Annotated in this window: 15 protein-coding genes; 5 read left to right on the top strand and 10 right to left on the bottom strand. The window is 64.4% G+C overall.

What is annotated here, in order from left to right; genetic code table 11:
- Nucleotides 1-118: 118 nt before the first annotated feature.
- On the top strand, nucleotides 119-2,146 hold the full coding sequence (locus MTP16_RS18320; protein ID WP_243512688.1) for an RICIN domain-containing protein: 2,028 nt from the start codon (nucleotides 119-121) through the stop codon (nucleotides 2,144-2,146).
- An 86-nt stretch (nucleotides 2,147-2,232) separates the two neighbouring features.
- Here the strand turns inward: MTP16_RS18320 and MTP16_RS18315 are convergent, their stop codons facing one another.
- The 7 genes from MTP16_RS18315 to MTP16_RS18285 all read right to left on the bottom strand — a co-directional run bounded on the left by MTP16_RS18315 (nucleotide 2,233) and on the right by MTP16_RS18285 (nucleotide 8,822).
- Nucleotides 2,233-3,267 (bottom strand): hypothetical protein, encoded by a 1,035-nt coding sequence (locus MTP16_RS18315; RefSeq protein WP_243512686.1) that lies wholly within the window; start codon nucleotides 3,265-3,267, stop codon nucleotides 2,233-2,235.
- Between the two features lie 77 nt (nucleotides 3,268-3,344).
- Nucleotides 3,345-4,973, bottom strand: coding sequence for an FAD-dependent oxidoreductase (locus MTP16_RS18310; RefSeq protein WP_243512683.1), 1,629 nt, complete (start codon nucleotides 4,971-4,973; stop codon nucleotides 3,345-3,347).
- Nucleotides 4,974-5,177: 204 nt separating this feature from the next.
- Nucleotides 5,178-6,734: a polyamine aminopropyltransferase gene (locus tag MTP16_RS18305; RefSeq protein ID WP_243512679.1), complete on the bottom strand. Its 1,557-nt coding sequence runs from the start codon at nucleotides 6,732-6,734 to the stop codon at nucleotides 5,178-5,180.
- Nucleotides 6,727-6,942 (bottom strand): DUF350 domain-containing protein, encoded by a 216-nt coding sequence (locus MTP16_RS18300; RefSeq protein ID WP_243512676.1) that lies wholly within the window; start codon nucleotides 6,940-6,942, stop codon nucleotides 6,727-6,729. Before MTP16_RS18300 ends, MTP16_RS18305 begins: the two co-directional genes overlap by 8 nt.
- Nucleotides 6,943-6,954: 12 nt before the next feature.
- On the bottom strand, nucleotides 6,955-7,155 hold the full coding sequence (locus MTP16_RS18295) for a hypothetical protein (protein WP_243512674.1): 201 nt from the start codon (nucleotides 7,153-7,155) through the stop codon (nucleotides 6,955-6,957).
- Nucleotides 7,156-7,167: 12 nt separating this feature from the next.
- Nucleotides 7,168-8,457 (bottom strand): DUF4178 domain-containing protein, encoded by a 1,290-nt coding sequence (locus MTP16_RS18290; RefSeq protein WP_243512672.1) that lies wholly within the window; start codon nucleotides 8,455-8,457, stop codon nucleotides 7,168-7,170.
- Entirely contained in the window at nucleotides 8,454-8,822 is a 369-nt protein-coding gene (locus MTP16_RS18285) for an S-adenosylmethionine decarboxylase family protein (protein ID WP_243512670.1), read from the bottom strand. The genes MTP16_RS18290 and MTP16_RS18285 overlap by 4 nt, the downstream gene beginning before the upstream one ends.
- 146 nt (nucleotides 8,823-8,968) lie before the next feature.
- Between MTP16_RS18285 and MTP16_RS18280 the strand changes: the two genes are divergently transcribed.
- On the top strand, nucleotides 8,969-9,865 hold the full coding sequence (locus tag MTP16_RS18280; protein WP_243512668.1) for a DUF6929 family protein: 897 nt from the start codon (nucleotides 8,969-8,971) through the stop codon (nucleotides 9,863-9,865).
- Here MTP16_RS18280 and MTP16_RS18275 read toward each other — a convergent pair.
- On the bottom strand, nucleotides 9,862-10,263 hold the full coding sequence (locus MTP16_RS18275; RefSeq protein ID WP_243512666.1) for a hypothetical protein: 402 nt from the start codon (nucleotides 10,261-10,263) through the stop codon (nucleotides 9,862-9,864). The genes MTP16_RS18280 and MTP16_RS18275 overlap by 4 nt on opposite strands.
- A 212-nt stretch (nucleotides 10,264-10,475) precedes the next feature.
- Between MTP16_RS18275 and MTP16_RS18270 the strand changes: the two genes are divergently transcribed.
- Nucleotides 10,476-10,901, top strand: a complete 426-nt coding sequence (locus MTP16_RS18270; RefSeq protein WP_243512663.1) for a hypothetical protein — start codon at nucleotides 10,476-10,478, stop codon at nucleotides 10,899-10,901.
- A gap of 140 nt (nucleotides 10,902-11,041) precedes the next feature.
- Here the strand turns inward: MTP16_RS18270 and MTP16_RS18265 are convergent, their stop codons facing one another.
- Together MTP16_RS18265 and MTP16_RS18260 are read right to left on the bottom strand one after the other, a co-directional pair.
- The gene (locus tag MTP16_RS18265) at nucleotides 11,042-12,178 is read right to left on the bottom strand and encodes an AI-2E family transporter (RefSeq protein ID WP_243512661.1); all 1,137 of its coding nucleotides are present in this window, start codon (nucleotides 12,176-12,178) and stop codon (nucleotides 11,042-11,044) included.
- A gap of 234 nt (nucleotides 12,179-12,412) precedes the next feature.
- Nucleotides 12,413-13,609, bottom strand: coding sequence for a lactonase family protein (locus tag MTP16_RS18260; RefSeq protein ID WP_243512658.1), 1,197 nt, complete (start codon nucleotides 13,607-13,609; stop codon nucleotides 12,413-12,415).
- A 153-nt stretch (nucleotides 13,610-13,762) separates the two neighbouring features.
- Here MTP16_RS18260 and MTP16_RS18255 point away from each other — a divergent pair, with 153 nt between their 5' ends.
- Both MTP16_RS18255 and MTP16_RS18250 read left to right on the top strand, forming a co-directional pair.
- Nucleotides 13,763-14,674, top strand: a complete 912-nt coding sequence (locus MTP16_RS18255) for a LysR substrate-binding domain-containing protein (RefSeq protein WP_243512655.1) — start codon at nucleotides 13,763-13,765, stop codon at nucleotides 14,672-14,674.
- Nucleotides 14,675-14,953: 279 nt separating this feature from the next.
- Nucleotides 14,954-16,009, top strand: coding sequence for a YeiH family protein (locus tag MTP16_RS18250; RefSeq protein WP_243512653.1), 1,056 nt, complete (start codon nucleotides 14,954-14,956; stop codon nucleotides 16,007-16,009).
- Nucleotides 16,010-16,146 lie beyond the last annotated feature (137 nt).

Raw genomic sequence — 16,146 nt, 5'->3', positions numbered from 1 at the left:
CGAGCCACTTCTGCAACCTGCCAACGCGTAACTTAACCAACCCGCCACCCCACCAATCCACCATTTCGGCGTTCTTTTGCGTTATGCACCCACGCGCGCCTTTTCCGCGCCCCCGCTGATGTTTCGACTGCTGACGTTATTTTTTCTGCTGCCTTTTTTTGTTCACGCCCAAACTTATTTCGTGCCCGATGAGCGGGCCTATTACGGGTTGATTGACCGCGGCAGCGGGCGCTGCCTCGACATTGCGGGCGCCAGCACCAACAGCGGCGCGGCGGCCGTGCAGTGGGAATTCACCCACGCCAATAGCCAGCAATGGCGCTTTGTGCCCATTCGGCAGGGCAGCGAGTACTATCGCATCGAGGCGCGCCACAGCGGTCTGTGCCTGACGGCTGACAAGCCCGGCGAAAACCTGCCGCTGCTGCAGCGCCCGTACCAAGGCGGCGAGCAGCAACAGTGGCGGCTGGTGCCCGCGGGCCCGGTCGGAAGCTTCCAACTCGAAAACCGCAGCGAAAGCCGGGTGGCGGCCTTGGCGGCGGCCGACAAGTTCAACGGCACGCCGGTGCTGATGCAAAAGGGCAACGGCCGGGCCAGCCAGCAGTGGCGCTTGTTTCGGCTGAAACTGAATGTGCTGGAAGGGCCGTCGCCGTTCGGGGCGCCGCAGCCCCTGGCGGGCCTCAACTCGCCCGGCAACGAACTGCACCCCGTCCTCAGCCCCGACGGCAATACGCTGTATTTCGCCCGCACCAAGTTTGCCGGCAACACCGAGGGCAACACCGACTCGGGCGATGCCTGGGTGAGCCAGAGCGCCGACCAGGGCAAAACCTGGGGCGCCCCCACACGCCTCGACGGCATCAACACGGCCCAGAACAACGAGGTGGTGGCCGCCACCGGCCCCGACGGCCGTACCTTGTTTGTGCGCGGCACCTACGACGCCAACGGGTTTCGGGATGAGAGCGTGAGCAAGGTGAGCAGCGTGGCGGCGACCAGCAGCTCGGCCAAGGGGGTGAAGCCTGCCGCGGTGGGCATCGGCAATTTCTACACGGCCGTGCCCGGAGCGGGCTATTTTGTGAGCAATGACGGCCAAATCCTGCTGCTCTCGCTGGAGCGCGGCGACTCGGAGGGCGGCAACGACCTGTACCTGAGCCGGCCCGACGGCAAGGGCGGCTTCGGCGAGCCCACCAGCCTGGGGCCGGTGCTCAACTCGCCGGGCTTCGACTTTGCCCCCTGGCTTGCGCCCGATGGCAAAACGCTGTATTTCGCGTCGTACGGCCACATGGGGTATGGCTCGGCCGATATTTTTGTGAGCCAGCGTCTCGACGACAGCTGGACCAAGTGGAGCGAGCCCCGCAACCTGGGCCCTGGCCTGAACGGGCCCGGCTTCAATGCCTACCTCACGCTGGCGCCCGATGGCAAAACGGCTTACTACTCGTCCTCGCCCGCGCCTAATGCCACCAGCGACCTCATGCGCACCGGCCGCGCCGCACCCGCCGATTCGCTGCCGGCCGCGCCCGTCGTGGCCGCCTTCGACCCCACCGCGCGGGCTTTCCTGAGCGGGCGCGTGCTCGATGCCCGCACCAAGCAGCCCGTGCCCGGCGCCACCGTGAAAGCCAACCTGCTGGCCAACGCTGCGGGCGCGCAGTACAACGCCACCGGCCGCTCCGACAATACGGGCGGCTACCAACTCTCGCTGCTTCCGGGCCGCTACTACCTCACGGCCACCGGCGGCGGCTTCCTCACGGTGGGCGACACGGTGCTAATAGCCGGTTCGCCCCGGCGCGACCTGTTGCTGTTGCCCGCCGCCGTGGGCGCCAAAATCGACCTGCCCAGCATTCTTTTTGCCCAGGGCAAAGCCACGCTGCTGGGCACGGCCTACGCCGAGCTCAATCGTCTGGCCGTGGCCCTGCAAGCCAGCCCGAACACCGAAATTCGCCTCGAAGGCCACACCTCCAATGAGCCGCCGGCCGACAAAAACCAAAAGCTTTCCGAAGACCGGGTGGCTGAGGTGAAGCGCTACCTTGTGGGCCGCGGCGTGGCCGAGAATCGCATTGCCACGGTTGGCTTCGGTGGTTCGAAGCCCAAGTACAGCAACGACCGCGAAGAAACGCGCCGCCTGAACCGCCGCGTGGAGCTGGTGATAGTGAAGTAGCTTGGACTCTGCGAGTCCGAGCAGCGAGTGAAGCGAGCAGGCGGAGCCGGATGGCAACAGGCGAACCCGGACTCACAGAGTCTAAGCTACTTCGGCCGCCGCCAGATGAAGCCGTCCAGCACGTAGTGCGTTGATTGCGGGAGCGAAAGCAGGGGCACCAGCCACATGAGCAACGCCGGACTGGCCACGGCCGGCAGCTGCTGAAACCAGCCGAATACCGCGCCGTGCTCGCGCCACACCAACCCGTCCCACAGCCCTTCTTCAAGGAAAGCAAACAGCGCCACAGCCCCCAGAAACACCCACAGGCCGTATTTGCCGGCCCAGGCGCCTCGCCGGGGCTGGCCAGATGCTTGGCGGGGCGAGGCGCCCCCGTTCCAAACCAATGCCAGGTAGGGGATGCCGTGCGACACCACGTTGAGCAGCGTAAAGGCCAGGTCGCCGTTGAACCACACGATGCCGGCGTACCACGACACCAGCGTGCCGCCCAGCAGCAGGTTGCGGGGCAGGTTGATGCGGCGGGTGCGGCGCCAGCGCCGGAATTCGAAGCTGGTGTAGGCGGCAATGAGGGCCACGTAGAGCACGCTGGCCACCAGCCGGCCCAGGGGCCAGTCGAACTGCGCAAATTCTCCGTCGATAAACCAGTTAAAATTGCGCCCCGGCGAGAGGTGCCAGTACAGCAGCGGGTAGATGGTAGCGTAATAGACCAGGGCCGGGGCCAGCCAATCGCCGCGAGTGCGCGGCTCCTGTCGGCTATAAATTCGTAGAAAGCCGTATTGCTGCCGGATGAAGTGAAAAACAGCCAGATACGCCAGCGCCCGCCAGAACACCAGCCCGCCCAGGCTGTGCAACGCCACCCCCACCGCGTAGCAGGCCATTGGCACCACCCAGAGTAGCGTGCGCCGCTGCCGCCGCTTCAGCGGGTCGAAATAGGTTTGGAAGAGAGTACCGTAGACGTGGGCCACGTCGATGAGCACCACCAAGCCCACCCAGGCCAGCAGCGGCATCTGGGCCGTGCTGCGGTAGGGAGCCGGCAGGGCCAGCACCGCCGCCAGCGCCAGAAACGGCGGCGCCAGAATCAGCAGCCCGTCGTAGCGGGCCGAGCGAATCCAGGGTTGGGGCATGGAAAAGGAGTAGTTGTTTGTCATCCCAGCAGGCTGCCTCATTTGCAGAATGCTCCGGATGACAAATGAATATCAGCTTAGACAACACCCAGCATCTCCCGCGCTGCCCGAATGCCTTGGTAGAAGCCTTCTTCAAAAATAGAGATGCCGCTGAAATCAGTATGCGCGAAGAAAATACGGTTTCGCAGGGGCTGCATGGCTGCCTGCCGCGCAGCGCCCCAGACCAGGCCGGGCGTGGGGGCCACCATGCCGTGGCCCCACACCCAGAGGTCGGCCTGCTTGATGTAGGGTGTCACACCAGGGTGAAAGGTTTCGAGCTCGGCCACCACGCGGGGCAGCCACTCGGCGTAGGGCGTCTGATAGGCCCGGCGGCGGGCGGGGCCGGGCGCTTCATCGGTGAGGGGCCAGTAGAGGGTGATGACCTTGGGCGCGCCGCTTTCCTGCTGCACCGACTGCTGGGTGGCGTTGATGTAGCCCAGCGAGGCGCTGCCGTAGCGCACGTTGTCCCAGCTCAGCGGGCGGCCGGGGCCTTGCGGCAACCCCTCCACCGTGAGGTTGGCGATGAGCCAGGGAGCGTGGTGCAGGGCGTTGGGCGGGGGCAGCGCGTGGCCGGGCACCCGGGTTAGCAGGTGATGCGTGATGTGCAGGGGCGTGGCCAGCAGCACGCGCCGGGCCCGCACGCGGGTGCTCTGGCGGGTGGCCGCGTTGTATGTGAGCACCTCCACGCCGTCGGCAGTTTCGCGGAGGTCGTAGGCCAGGGTGCGGCGGTGGATGGCGCCAGAAGCCTGCTGGCGCAGGTTTTGGGTCAGGAAATGGTTGCCTTCGGGCCAAGTCAGCACGTCGCCGCTGCCGGCGTTGTGGGCGCGGCCCTTGCGGCTGGCGAAATAGTGCAGCCCGGCCCAGGCCGATACCTGCGAGGCCAGGGCGCCGTAGTCGTCGCGGCAGGCATAGTCCAGGTACCAGCGCAGCGGTGCAGCCGTGAAGCCTTCGCGGGTGAGGTAGTCGGCAAACGAAAGCTCGTCGAGCTGCCGGTACGCCGGGTCGGCCGAGGCGTGGTCGAGCGGAATGCAGAAGGCATCACGGCCGTCCTGTCCTTTGGCTACTTTCAGCGTTTCAATCAGCTTGAAAAACCGCGCAAACTGTGGCTGCTCCTGGGCCGACAGGTTGAGGCTGGGCACCAGCCCGTCCTGCCAGTGGCCGTCGATGCTGAGGCGCTCGTCGGGGTCGTGGCAGAGGTGGTATTCGCTGTAGATAGGCAGGCCGCCGGGCGCGTAGCCGGTCAGGGTACCGGCTTCCTGCAGAAACTCCAGCAGTTCCGCGTTGCGCACGTCGGGCACGGGCAGGTAGTGCGCGCCCCAGGGGTAGGCCGACGCCGCGTTGCGGCCCGCGGCAGCATTGCCGCCGGTTTCGGACGCCATTTCCACCAGCAGCGTATCGCGCAGGCCGTGCCGGTGCAGCCAGCGCCGGGCCGAGAGCCCCGCCACGCCCCCGCCAATGATGAGCACCTCCGTGTCCAGGGTTGCCGTGGGCGCGGGAATGCGGCTCGGGTCGCGCAGCAGGTGGCCGGTGGCGGCGTCCTGGCCCAGCAGTTGGCCTTTGATGTGCGCCAGGGGCTGGGTGGGCGCGCAGCCGGGCAGGGCCGGGAGCAGCAGCGCGCCGGTGAGTGCCGCGCCGCTTTGGGCCAGAAAAGTGCGACGGGTGGGCATTTGGGGAGGTGGGAGGTGGGGAGGAAGGAAGACGGGAAAGGGAAGACCGCCATGACGAGCGCAGCCGAGGCATCTCGCGTGCAATTTTAATGTAATCGACTGTCATCTTGAGCGCAGCGAAGGACCTTGTCAAGTGAGAGCATTAGTCGTCCAGGAGTGAGTAGGTCCTTCGCTGCGCTCAGGATGACAGACTATTTCCTGGCTTCAATGCACGTACGGCCCCCAGTCTTCCTCAAAATACCGCACCAGGGCCTGATTATTCAGCTGGTTCACCTCCGTAGACACCTCGCTCATGTCGGGGGGAAAGCGGAGCATGTCGTGAATGGTGCCGGGGGTGATGTAGCGCAAGCCCGCCGGCAGCGGCCCGGCATCGCCGCGCCAATGGGCATCGGGGCCAGCCAGCACGTAGCCCCACTCGCCGAAGGAAGGCACGTAGAGGTGGTAGGGCACCGTGTGCAGGCCCACGGCGGCCAGCGTGTGCGCCACGCACCAAAACGACTGCCGCGCCAGATACGGCGAAGTGCTTTGCACCACCATGCGCCCGCCCGGCGCCAGGCGCTGGGCCAGGGCCGTGTAGAACGCGGCCGAGTACAGCTTGCCGATGGAGTAGTTGCCGGGGTCGGGGAAATCGACAATGACCGCGTCGTAGCGCCCGGTGTCCTGCCGCACCCATTGGTAGGCGTCGGCATTGATGACTTGCACCTTCGGGTTGTTCAGCGAGCCCTTGTTCAGCGCCAGTAGCAGCTCGTTGTGTTGAAAAATGGACGTCATCCCCTGGTCGAGGTCAACTAGCTTAATGCTGTGAATTTTAGGATATTTTAGTAGCTCACGTACGGCCAGGCCATCGCCGCCGCCCATCACCAGCACGTGGCGCGCCTGGGGCAGCGCCTGCATGAGCGGGTGCACCAGCGCTTCGTGGTAGCGGTACTCGTCGGCGGAGCTGAACTGCAGGTTGCCGTTAAGAAACAGGCGCAGCTCGCGCGGGTTGCGGGTGAGGACGATGCGCTGGTAAGGCGTCGATTTTGAATAGATGACCTGGTCCTGAAACGCCAGGGTTTCGGTGTAAGCCAGCAGCCGGTTGGCGAAGCCGAACAGCACCGCCAGCCCCAGCAGGGCCGCTGCAATGCCCACGCCGAAGCGCCGCCGGTAGGGCCGCGTTTCGGGGAAGCGAGTGAGCACCACGGCGGCCACAGCCAGGTTCAGCGCCCCAAAAAGGAGCGAGGTACGGATGAGCCCGAGTTGCGGCACCAGCACCAGCGGGAAGATGAGCGAGGCCAGCAGCGCCCCCACGTAGTCGACGGCAAACACCCGCGCCACCAGGTCCTTGAACTGGTAACGGTTTTCCAGAATGCGCATCAGCAGCGGAATCTCCAGGCCCACCAGCACGCCCGTGAGGCCCACCAGCGCATAAAGTAACAGCCGGAACGAGGCCACGTACTCGAACGACACGAACAGCAGCGGCGCCATGCACCCGCCCACGATGCCCACCAGAATTTCGAGCCGGATAAACCAGCGCAGCAAGGAGCCTTCGAGGAATTTTGACAGCCACGAGCCGATGCCCATGGCAAAGAGGTAGGCCCCGATGATGGTCGAAAACTGCGTCACCGAGTCGCCCAGCAGGTAGGAGGCCAGCGTGCCCGCAATCAGCTCATAAATCAGCCCGCAGGTGGCAATGACGGCCACCGCCACCAGCAGCAGCCCCGGCGACTGCTGCCGCCGGGCCACGGGTGCCACCGCGGGCGCTACGTCGGTTTCAACCATGAATGGCGGCGCTGATGATGAGGGCCACGGCCAGCATAAACGCCGCGCCCAGGATGGCCAGCGCCGTGTTGTGGTCTTCCATGATTTCCTTGCGCAAGGTGCCCGGCGTCAGCTTATTGAACACGTAAAAGCTGACCACCAGAATGAAGATGCCGAGCAGCGAATACACGATGGACGCCGTGAAAGCTTTGGGGTTGAGGTATTCCATGAGCTGAAAAGGTTACTTGTGATAAAAACGGGCGTGGCCGACGGTGCTGCGGCCGCCCCCGCCACCGGCACTAAGGGTTTCGGTGCTCTCGTTGTCGTCGCCGAGCAGGCGGGTGCCCGTCACGGCGCCCCAGGCGTACCAGCCCAGCGGCAAAAGCAGCAGCAGGGCATAGAGGCGCACGGGGCGTAGGAATTGAAACAGGCTTTGGAGCATGGCAAGCAGCAGTTATTCGGTGGCGTAGGGGTTGTAGTCGCTGTTTTCCCAGCGGTTGCGCTCGTGCCAGTGCTGGCGCAGGGCCTGTAGCAAGGGCAGCAGGAGCACCAGCCCCACCACCACGAAAAAATTCGACGGCAGCGCCGGGTCGGCCCACACCTGCACCTTGATTTCGGGCGTCACGCCCTTTTCGGTGAAGGGGTAAAAATTGAGGTGGTAGCGCCCGGCCGGTACCCGCGAGAGCACGGCGTCGGCGTCGCGGCTGCCTTCGGTCCAGCTTTCGCCGCCCTCCACGCCGCTGTAGAACTCAATGTTCTTGGTGAACTCGAAGCCCTGCCCGGTTTGCTCGTTCACGAGGCTCACGGGCAGCTCCAGCCACTGGTTGGTAAGCGAGGTGGTAAGGTCCACTTCAAGGGCGGCTTGGTGGTCGAGCGTAAACGAAGGCGACACCAGCACGCGGCCCGTGCCCGGCGCCGCCGAGGCCGTGGTATCGGCTTCTACCTGAATGGTTTGGTTGAGGAGCGGTGCGCCGGTGCGCGCCACCAGCACCAACTGCACCAGCAGCAGCGCGGCCAGCACAATGCCCGTCAGGCTCCACAGGGCCGCCGCGCCGGCGCTGCCCGGGCCCGGCTCCACCGCGCCCGTTCCCGTTTGCGACGGCAGCGCGCTTCGGCTGAGGCCAAAAGCCTTGGCCACTTCCGCGGGCGCTACGTGGCGGCCCCGGTACCACTCGTTTTTGTTGCCGCGCCGTTCCTGCACCAGCAGGTAGGGCGGCTTGATGTGCTCGGTGACGTGCAGGTTGCTGTCGAGTTCAATGTCCCAGTCGAACTCGCCCAGTGCCCAGTTTACGCGCGACTGGTATTTGTTGAACAGCTTGAAATCGGCCAGCACGTACTCCGCACGGTCGGCATCGCGCGCGTTGGCCGCCCAAATAAACGTCCAGTGCCCGTCGAACTCGGCCAGCTGCGCATACTGCCCGGTGCTGGCCTCAAACAGCTGGTACTCGCGCCAGCTGTATTGGGGGTGGTTGGCTTCGCGACGCGACACCACGCCCACCACCCGGAACGTGCGTCCGAAGAGTGTGCCCATCGCCCCCAGGGGCAGGGATGCGCCCGAGCGCGGCGCCTGGTCGTACTTGCCAAACAGCCTGGGTTTTTCCTCGCCCGTCCATTGGAAGTAGGTGTGGCAATTGGGGCAGACGTAGAATTCGCTGCCTTCCACGTCGTAGTACGTGATGCTGGTGCTGCACGCCGGGCAGTTGAGCTGGGCCGATTCGGGCCGGGGAGTAACGGTTTCACTCATCGGCGGACTTCGGTTTTATGTTGCTCTATGCCGCCAAAAAACGCCAGCGTGGCCGCGTAGATGGCCTGCACCGTGGCCGCATTGTCGCGCCGGAAGTTCGACAAAAACACGTCGAACGTGGCCAGCCCGTGCTCGGGCCAGGTGTGAATGCTCAGGTGCGACTCGGTGAGGGCCAGCACGGCCGTGAAGCCGCCCGCGCCGTTTTCGTCGGCCGGAAAGCTGTGGTAGGCCTCGCCCACCTTTTCGAGGCCGAAGGCGTGCACCTGGGCATCAAAAAAGGCGCGGCAGGCTTCCGCGTCGCATAGGGCCGGGGCCGGGGCCCCGAACGTGGCCAGAATGTGGAGGCCGGGTGAATAAGGAAGCATGGGCGGGGCGCATCGGGCAAGCGCGGCAGCAAGATAATTGGCGCAGCCCGTTGTTGCAGAAGAAAAGGTCCGGCCGTAGAATCGTCGGCACCGTTAGGATATTACAGCCGCTTTTCTCTGCCACATCATCCCCCTGCTCATTCACTATGACTGCGACCATCCTCGCCGAAACCAGCATTGCCGGTGTGCCTTCTGCCTCCGGCGTCGAAATTATGGGCCCCAGCGCTTACGTCATCGGCGACGACGCGCCGCTCTTGTACCAGCTCGATGCCCACACGCTGGCCGTTACGGGCCGGGTGCCGCTGTTTGAAACGACGGCTTTTGGCACCGGCCGCCTGCCCAAAGCCGGCAAGCCCGACCTCGAATGCATGGCCGCCCTCACCTGGCCCGACGGCCGGGCCGGCCTGCTGCTGCTCGGCTCGGGCAGCCTGCCCACCCGCGCCCGCGGTTGGTTTGTGCCCACCGCCTCGGCCGGACCAACGGCCCCCGAACCCGTTGACCTGGCCCCGCTCTACGACCTGCTGCGCCCGCACCTGCCCGCCGGCGCGGTCCTGAACCTGGAAGCGGCCGCTACCTCGGCCACCGAGTTGCTATTGTTTCAGCGCACCGTGGGGCGGGCCGATGCGGCGCTGCTGTTTCGGCTGCCGCTGGCGGGCACGCTGGCATTTCTGCAAGGCCAGGCTGCGGCCCCGACGGTGCAGACGACCCCGTTTGCATTGCCTGCTATTGACGGCAGCCCGGCCGGGTTCTCGGGGGCCACGTTTGTTGATGGCTTGCTGTTCGTAACGGCGTCGGTTGAAAACACCACCGACGCCGTGCTCGACGGGGACGTGCTCGGGTCTTTCGTCGGCTTGGTAAACCTGGAAACGCAGCAGACCGCCTTTGCGCGGCTGGCCTGGCACGATGGCCGCCCGTACCGCGGCAAGGTAGAAGGGCTGGCCGTGCGCCGGGCCGTGGGCCAGCGGCACTGGGAGCTGCTACTCGTCACCGATGACGACCAGGGCGGTAGCACCGCGGTGCTGGCCGAAGTCGATATAGCTTAGCCCTGTTGCTGCAGCCATTCCACGGCCTCGGCCTCGTTGGCAAACATGCGGTAGGTGAGGGCCGACTGCTGCGAGTCGTTCATCACCATATTGAGCGAAAGCTGGGCAAAAACATCGGCCGGAATGAGGATGGCACCGAAAAGCTCGTAGCCCTCGTCTTCGCTGCGGGCCAGCCAAAACTCGCGAATCCAGTTGCGCTCCTCGTCGGTGAAGGGGGCCATTTGGCGCTGGTCGGCCAGCAGCTTGTGCCAGCCGTGGCGGCGCAGTAGCTGGCTGGTATGGGTCAGGAAAGCTTGGTAAGTAGGAAAGTCGCGCACGCCAGGCGCGTATTGGACCAATGCATAGCCGTCGGGGTGTTCAAGTAAGCGCCCAACGGGGTTCTCAAAATACAAGCGCATGTTATTTAATAATAGATAAAATCTTGCCGGTTAATTAAATAGGATGAGGTAAATTAAATCTTGCAATCAGATAGCTTCGACTGTAAGCGTTTACGGTTACAAGTCGCATTTGTTAAGATATAATACCGCGCCAATCTCCCGGTGGGTGTAATTTTGCCGATGGTTTTTGGGGCGTTTGCAACACCTGCTGGGCTTTTCTACCTCTCTCTTTTATGAATTCGCTGCCCCGGGCGCAGGAAACGCTCTACTTTCAAAATGCGGCTGGCAAGGTGTTTCATCACCCATTGGGCTATGCCCGCCTGGCTTGGAGTTCCGAGCGGCCTCCGCTGGACCACATCAAGGCCTTCTACGAGCAGGTACTAGCCTTGCTGTTGAACACCAACGCCCGCAAAATCCTCTCCGACCACGGCCAGCGCACCCCTTTGCCTGCCGCGGCCCAAAGCTGGCTCACCGAAAACTGGATTCCGCGGGCCATGAGCCAGGCCCGCACGCGCCACTGCGCCATCGTGGAAGGAGCCGACCCCATGCACCGCCTATCCACGCAGTCGGTGGTATCGTCGTCGCCGAGCGGGTTTGTCTTCCAGCGGTTCTCCACGGTCGAGGACGCGGAAAGCTGGCTGCGAAGCGTGGCGGTTTAGCTACAATTGTTAGCCGGTGTCAGCGTGCTTCGTGCCTGTTATTCTGAGCGCAGCTCATGAACTTTTTCCGTCGGAATTGTCTGGCGTGGAAAGGTCCTTTGCAGCGCTCAGGATGACAATTAAAACAGGCTGCTCGTTGCTTACCCCACCGACGGCAGCACCTTTTCCGCGGCCGCCGCGGCTTTGGACGGCGGGTTGATGCGGCGGCCGCGCGGCGTTTCCTCGTCGCCTAGCAGCATGCCCCAGGGCTTGAGGGAGGGGATGCGGTCGAACACAATTTTGAGGATGGCAATGACCGGCAGCGCCAGGAACATGCCCGCGATGCCGCCAATGGCGTTGCCCACCAGCACGCCCACAATGGCCACCAGGGCATTGACCTTGATTTTGGAGGCCACGATGCGCGGAATAAGGTAATGGTTGTCGATGAACTGAATGACCATGTAGACGCCCAGCACGGCAATGGCGTGGCCGTAGCCGGGCTTCGTGACAAAGGCCATGAGCATGGGCAAGGCAATGGCAATGAGCCCCCCAATGTAGGGAATGAAGTTTAGCAGCGCCCCCAGCACCCCCAGCAGCAGCGCATAGGGCACCCCAATGATGAGCAGCCCGGTGGTGTTGAGCGTGGCCACAATGCTGGCCTCAATGAGCAAGCCCACCATGTAGCTCTGAATGGTGGCCTTGCTTTCGTGCAGCACCTCGTTCACTCGCGTATCCTGCCGGCGGCTGGAGAACACCTGGGTCAGAAAATCGACCAGTCGCCGCTGGTACAGAAACAGCAGGAAGATGTAAACCGGAATGAGCGTGGCCACCACCAGCAGCCCCGACACGGCCGAGAGCGTGCCGCCCAGCAGCGCCGACGCCCGGTTGCCCAGCTCGCTGAGGTAGCCGCGCAGCTTCTCGTCACTCACGCCGAAGCGCGACTGCAGCCACTGGTGCACCTCAGCCGTGGTCTGGGCAAACTTTTTCTTGAATAGCGGCATCTGGCTGGACAGCTGCGAGGCTTCCAGGTAGATAAAGTAGAGCAGGCCCAGCAGGGCCGTAACACCCAGCACCACCGTGAGGGTGATGGCCAGCAGCTTGGGCACCCGGTGCCGCAGCAGCCATTGCTCCACCGGGTGCAGCATGATGGCGAAAATGGCCGCGAAAAACAGCGGGAAGATGATTTCGCTGGCAATGTGAATGGTGAACACGGCCAGGGACAACCCCAGCAGTATCAGCGGGGCCTTCACGTAGAGCGGAAACTGTAGCTCGCGGGCGGGCTCTGGGGCGTCGGACATGGGGGAGGAGTGGCCGGCTTTTACGAAGTGGCCCGGCAGGCCCGCTTACGCGGCCGGGCGTGGGGCGTTGCCCGGTAAGCTCGGCAGTGAATAGCCAAAAGAACATCATGCCGAGCGCCGCCGAGGCTCTCGCGTGCGCAACGCAATCCAACCGTTGCAACGGCGCTGATTACTGCTGCACGCGATATGCCTCGGCGGCGCTCGGCATGACGTTCTTATGGAAACGATATTGGTTTAGCGAGTGAAGTCCTCTACAATCTGCACGAACATGGGCGAGGGTACCTCGATGGTTTGGCCAGTGGGGGCGAGAAGGCCGTTTTGCCCGTCCACGCGGAAAGTCACCACGTTGTTGGAGTTTTGGTTGGCCACCAGCAGCAGGCGGCCCGAGGGCGTGAGGGCGAAGTTGCGCGGCGTCTTGCCCTGCGTGCTCATGTGCTGAATGGGTGCCAGCGTGCCGTTGTTGGTATCGATGGCGAAGGCGGCAATGCTGTTGTGGCCGCGGTTGGAGGCATACAGGAACAGGCCGTCGGGCGAGACGTGCACGTCGGCGCAGGAATTTTCGCCCGTGAAGCCCTTGGGCAGCGTCGACACCGTTTGCAGCTCCTTGAACTTGCCTGCTGAGGCATCGTAGGCCAGCGCAGTTAAAGTTGAATTCAGCTCATTAATTAAATAAGCCTGCCGGCCGTTGGGGTGAAAAACCAGGTGGCGCGGCCCCGCGCCGGGCTTGGCCACAAAGGCGGGCTCGGGCAGGCGGGTGAGCTCGCCCTTGGCGGCGCCCAGGCGGTAGCCCACCACCTGGTCGGTGCCCAGGTCCACGGCGAAGGCGAAGGTATTGGCCGGGTCGGGGAGGATGCAGTGGGCGTGGGCGGCGGTTTGGTTTTTGTGCGGGCCGGAGCCCTGGTGCTGGTCGGTGGCGCTGGGGGCGGCCAGCTGGCCGTTGGGCGCGAGGGGCAGCATGGCCACGTTGCCGCCCACGTAGTTGGCCACCAGGGCGGCTTTCTCGGCGCGGTCGAGGCTGATGTAGCAGGGCGAGGCGCCGGTGGAGGGCTGCTGGTTGAGCAGGGTGAGGCCGCCGGTGCGCTGGTCGACGGCGAAGGCGCTCACGCCGCCGCCTTTGGCGCCCTGAAACGTCTGGGTTTCGCTCACCGCGTACAGGAAGCGCCGCCCGGCGGGCATGGTGAGGTAGGTGGGGCTGGCCCCGCCGCGGTGGGCGCTCACGGGCGTGAGCAGCCCGTTGGCGGTGGTGAGGCGGTAGAGGAAAATCGAGTTTTCCTGCTCGCCGCTCACATTGGTGCCGAAGTAAACGAGGTAGTCACGGCTCATGCTTTTGGCAGCCGGTTTGGCGCAGCCGGCAACGGAAAGGATGGCAAAAGAAGCAAAACCAGCCGCCACGGCCAGCCGATTGGAACGAAATAAGGGGAAAGAAGTCATCGGCGCGAAAGGTGTGGATGCAAAGGTGCAAAAACAATGGGCCCGGCGGTCATGGCGGTGGCCGGGCTCAGCCGACGCATACGCGCAATTGGCCGGTTGCGCTGCGGGCACAGTTGCCGGTTTTGGGGAAAGCCGGCTTGCTACCTTGCACCCATGTCTGATTTTCGCCTGAGGGTATTCCAGGCCGTGGCCCGGCACCTCAGTTTCACCAAGGCGGCCCAGGAGCTGTTCGTCACCCAGCCGGCCGTCACCAAGCACATTCACGAGCTGGAGCGCACCCACGGCCTGCGCCTGCTGGAGCGCCGCGGCAGCCGCGTGGCCCTTACCGAGGCCGGCCGCCTGCTGCTGGCTCACGCCGAAACCGTGGCCGCCTCGGCCCAGCTGCTCTCCGACCAGTTGCAGGCCCTGCACCACCCCGACGAGGCCGCCGGCCGCCTGCGCCTGGGGGCCAGCACCACCCTCAGCCAGTACGTGCTGCCTGGCCTGCTGCCCGCCTTCCAAGCCGCCCACCCCAAGGTGCAGCTCACCCTGCTCAACGCCAACTCCGAGCACATCGCCCAGGCCCTGCTGCGCGGCGACCTCGACCTGGGCATGGTGGAAGGCCGGTCCCGGTCCCGCGACCTGCACTACGAACTACTGCTCCCCGACGAATTGGTGGCCGTGCGCCGCGCCACCGCCCGCGGCCCGCTTCCGGCACCGCTGCCCCTGGCCGAAGCCCTGGCTCACCCGCTGGTGCTGCGCGAGCGAGGCTCCGGCACGCTGGAAGTGCTGGAGTACGCTCTGCGCGAGCTGAAAGTGAACCTGGGCAGCCTTCGCGTGGCCTTTTATTTCGACAACACCGAAGCCATCAAAGCCTACCTCGAAGCGGCGCCCAATGCCCTGGGATTTGTCTCGCGCCGGGCCCTGGCTCGCGAGCTGGCTTCCGGCACGCTCGAGATAGTGCCCATCGAGGGCCTGCACCTCCCGCGAAACTTTGATGCGGTATGGGCGCAGGGCCAGCCCTTGCTGCGGGCGGCGCAGCGGTTTCTGGCCTTCGTGCAAGCGAATACTAGCGCAGTTGTGTAGCCAATAATCAGTTGCTGGTTTTGCATTTCCCAGTTGACAGTGAAGCTGCTAAGGAAGTCGTTCTTCCGGTCCGACGCCCTAGGCGTCCGACCGGTTGCCGCTAGCACGAAACACCTAAAATAAACAACGGCAACCGGTCGGACGCCTAGGGCGTCGGACCGGAAACCGACCTGCTTCCAAATAGCGCTAGTATTACTATTAGTTATCTGCGATAATAATTTTGCATAACCCAAAGCTTTAGCCCGGCCGTACCTTTGAATAGGAATTATTACGGCCCTTATGCGTACAGTCACCACTGCCCCCGCGCGGCCTAATCGGCCGACCAACGTTGCTTCCGAGGCAACGGCTACGGCCGCCGGCCCGGCCGGATTTTGGCGGGGGCTGCACACACCGCGACGCGCTTTTGGCCGCGAATACCGCCTGAGCCAGGTGGTGTTTGCCTTGGTGCTCGGGTTTTGCCTCACGCCATGGGCCTCGCCGCCGCTGGCGCTGGCCCTGGGCCTAGCCCTGGCTCAAACGGTGGGCAACCCCTTCAGCGCCCAAACCAAGCGTCTCACGCCCAAGCTGCTGCAATACTCGGTTATCGGCCTGGGCTTCGGCATGAACGCCCACGCGGCGCTGCAAGCCGGCCGGGAGGGTATTTTATTTACGGTGGCGTCGCTGCTGGGCACGCTGGTGCTGGGCTACGCGGTGGGCAAGTGGCTGGGGCTGGGGCGCAACCTGGTGCACCTCATTTCGTGCGGAACCGCCATTTGCGGGGGCTCGGCCATTGCGGCAGTGGGGCCCGTGCTGCGCGCCCGCGACGAAGAAATGTCGGTGGCATTGGGCACGGTGTTCGTGCTCAACGCCCTGGCCCTGTTCGCTTTCCCGCCCATCGGCCACGCCCTGGCCCTCACCCAAAACCAATTCGGCCTGTGGTGCGCCATTGCCATCCACGACACCAGCTCGGTGGTGGGCGCCGCGGCCGCCTACGGCACCCAGGCCCTGCAGGTAGCCACCACCGTGAAGCTGGCCCGCGCCCTCTGGATTATCCCGGTGTCGCTGGGCACGGCGCTGGCGTTCAAGCAGCCGGGTGTGAAGGTGAAGATTCCTTATTTCATCCTGGGCTTCATTGCGGCCATGCTGCTCAATGCGTTTGTGCCCGCCATCCGGCCCCTGGCCCCGTTCATGACGCACCTGGCCAAAATAGGCCTCACGGTCACGCTCTTTTTCATCGGCGCTGGCCTCTCAACCGCGGCAGTGCGGGCCGTGGGCGTGCGGCCTTTTGTGCTGGGCGTGGTGCTTTGGGTGGTTATCTCGGTGGGCTCGCTCTACGTCATCATGCACGGCGCGTAGCGTATAGCCCAGGAAAATATGCGCTTTTTTCTGCGCTTGTAGCGAGCTTGTTAGCTTATGAAATCGGCAAGCTCGACCTAACTCCCTTGCTGCCCTGGCAGTAGAAGCAGGCATCACAAACCCTGCTACCAGGCACC

Origin of the sequence: Hymenobacter monticola, from assembly GCF_022811645.1 — a bacterium.
GTDB classification, from domain to species: domain Bacteria; phylum Bacteroidota; class Bacteroidia; order Cytophagales; family Hymenobacteraceae; genus Hymenobacter; species Hymenobacter monticola.
This window is presented reverse-complemented; position numbering and strand designations above follow the sequence as displayed.

Bases quoted from the DNA above. Each gene is read 5' to 3' on its own strand.
- MTP16_RS18260 (WP_243512658.1), bottom strand. From the start codon at position 13,609: ATGACTTCTTTCCCCTTATTTCGTTCCAATCGGCTGGCCGTGGCGGCT.
- MTP16_RS18290 (WP_243512672.1), bottom strand. From the start codon at position 8,457: ATGAGTGAAACCGTTACTCCCCGGCCCGAATCGGCCCAGCTCAACTGC.
- MTP16_RS18320 (WP_243512688.1), top strand. From the start codon at position 119: ATGTTTCGACTGCTGACGTTATTTTTTCTGCTGCCTTTTTTTGTTCAC.
- MTP16_RS18255 (WP_243512655.1), top strand. From the start codon at position 13,763: ATGTCTGATTTTCGCCTGAGGGTATTCCAGGCCGTGGCCCGGCACCTC.
- MTP16_RS18285 (WP_243512670.1), bottom strand. From the start codon at position 8,822: ATGCTTCCTTATTCACCCGGCCTCCACATTCTGGCCACGTTCGGGGCC.
- MTP16_RS18310 (WP_243512683.1), bottom strand. From the start codon at position 4,973: ATGCCCACCCGTCGCACTTTTCTGGCCCAAAGCGGCGCGGCACTCACC.
- MTP16_RS18275 (WP_243512666.1), bottom strand. From the start codon at position 10,263: ATGCGCTTGTATTTTGAGAACCCCGTTGGGCGCTTACTTGAACACCCC.
- MTP16_RS18295 (WP_243512674.1), bottom strand. From the start codon at position 7,155: ATGCTCCAAAGCCTGTTTCAATTCCTACGCCCCGTGCGCCTCTATGCC.
- MTP16_RS18265 (WP_243512661.1), bottom strand. From the start codon at position 12,178: ATGTCCGACGCCCCAGAGCCCGCCCGCGAGCTACAGTTTCCGCTCTAC.
- MTP16_RS18250 (WP_243512653.1), top strand. From the start codon at position 14,954: ATGCGTACAGTCACCACTGCCCCCGCGCGGCCTAATCGGCCGACCAAC.
- MTP16_RS18280 (WP_243512668.1), top strand. From the start codon at position 8,969: ATGACTGCGACCATCCTCGCCGAAACCAGCATTGCCGGTGTGCCTTCT.
- MTP16_RS18270 (WP_243512663.1), top strand. From the start codon at position 10,476: ATGAATTCGCTGCCCCGGGCGCAGGAAACGCTCTACTTTCAAAATGCG.
- MTP16_RS18305 (WP_243512679.1), bottom strand. From the start codon at position 6,734: ATGGTTGAAACCGACGTAGCGCCCGCGGTGGCACCCGTGGCCCGGCGG.
- MTP16_RS18315 (WP_243512686.1), bottom strand. From the start codon at position 3,267: ATGCCCCAACCCTGGATTCGCTCGGCCCGCTACGACGGGCTGCTGATT.
- MTP16_RS18300 (WP_243512676.1), bottom strand. From the start codon at position 6,942: ATGGAATACCTCAACCCCAAAGCTTTCACGGCGTCCATCGTGTATTCG.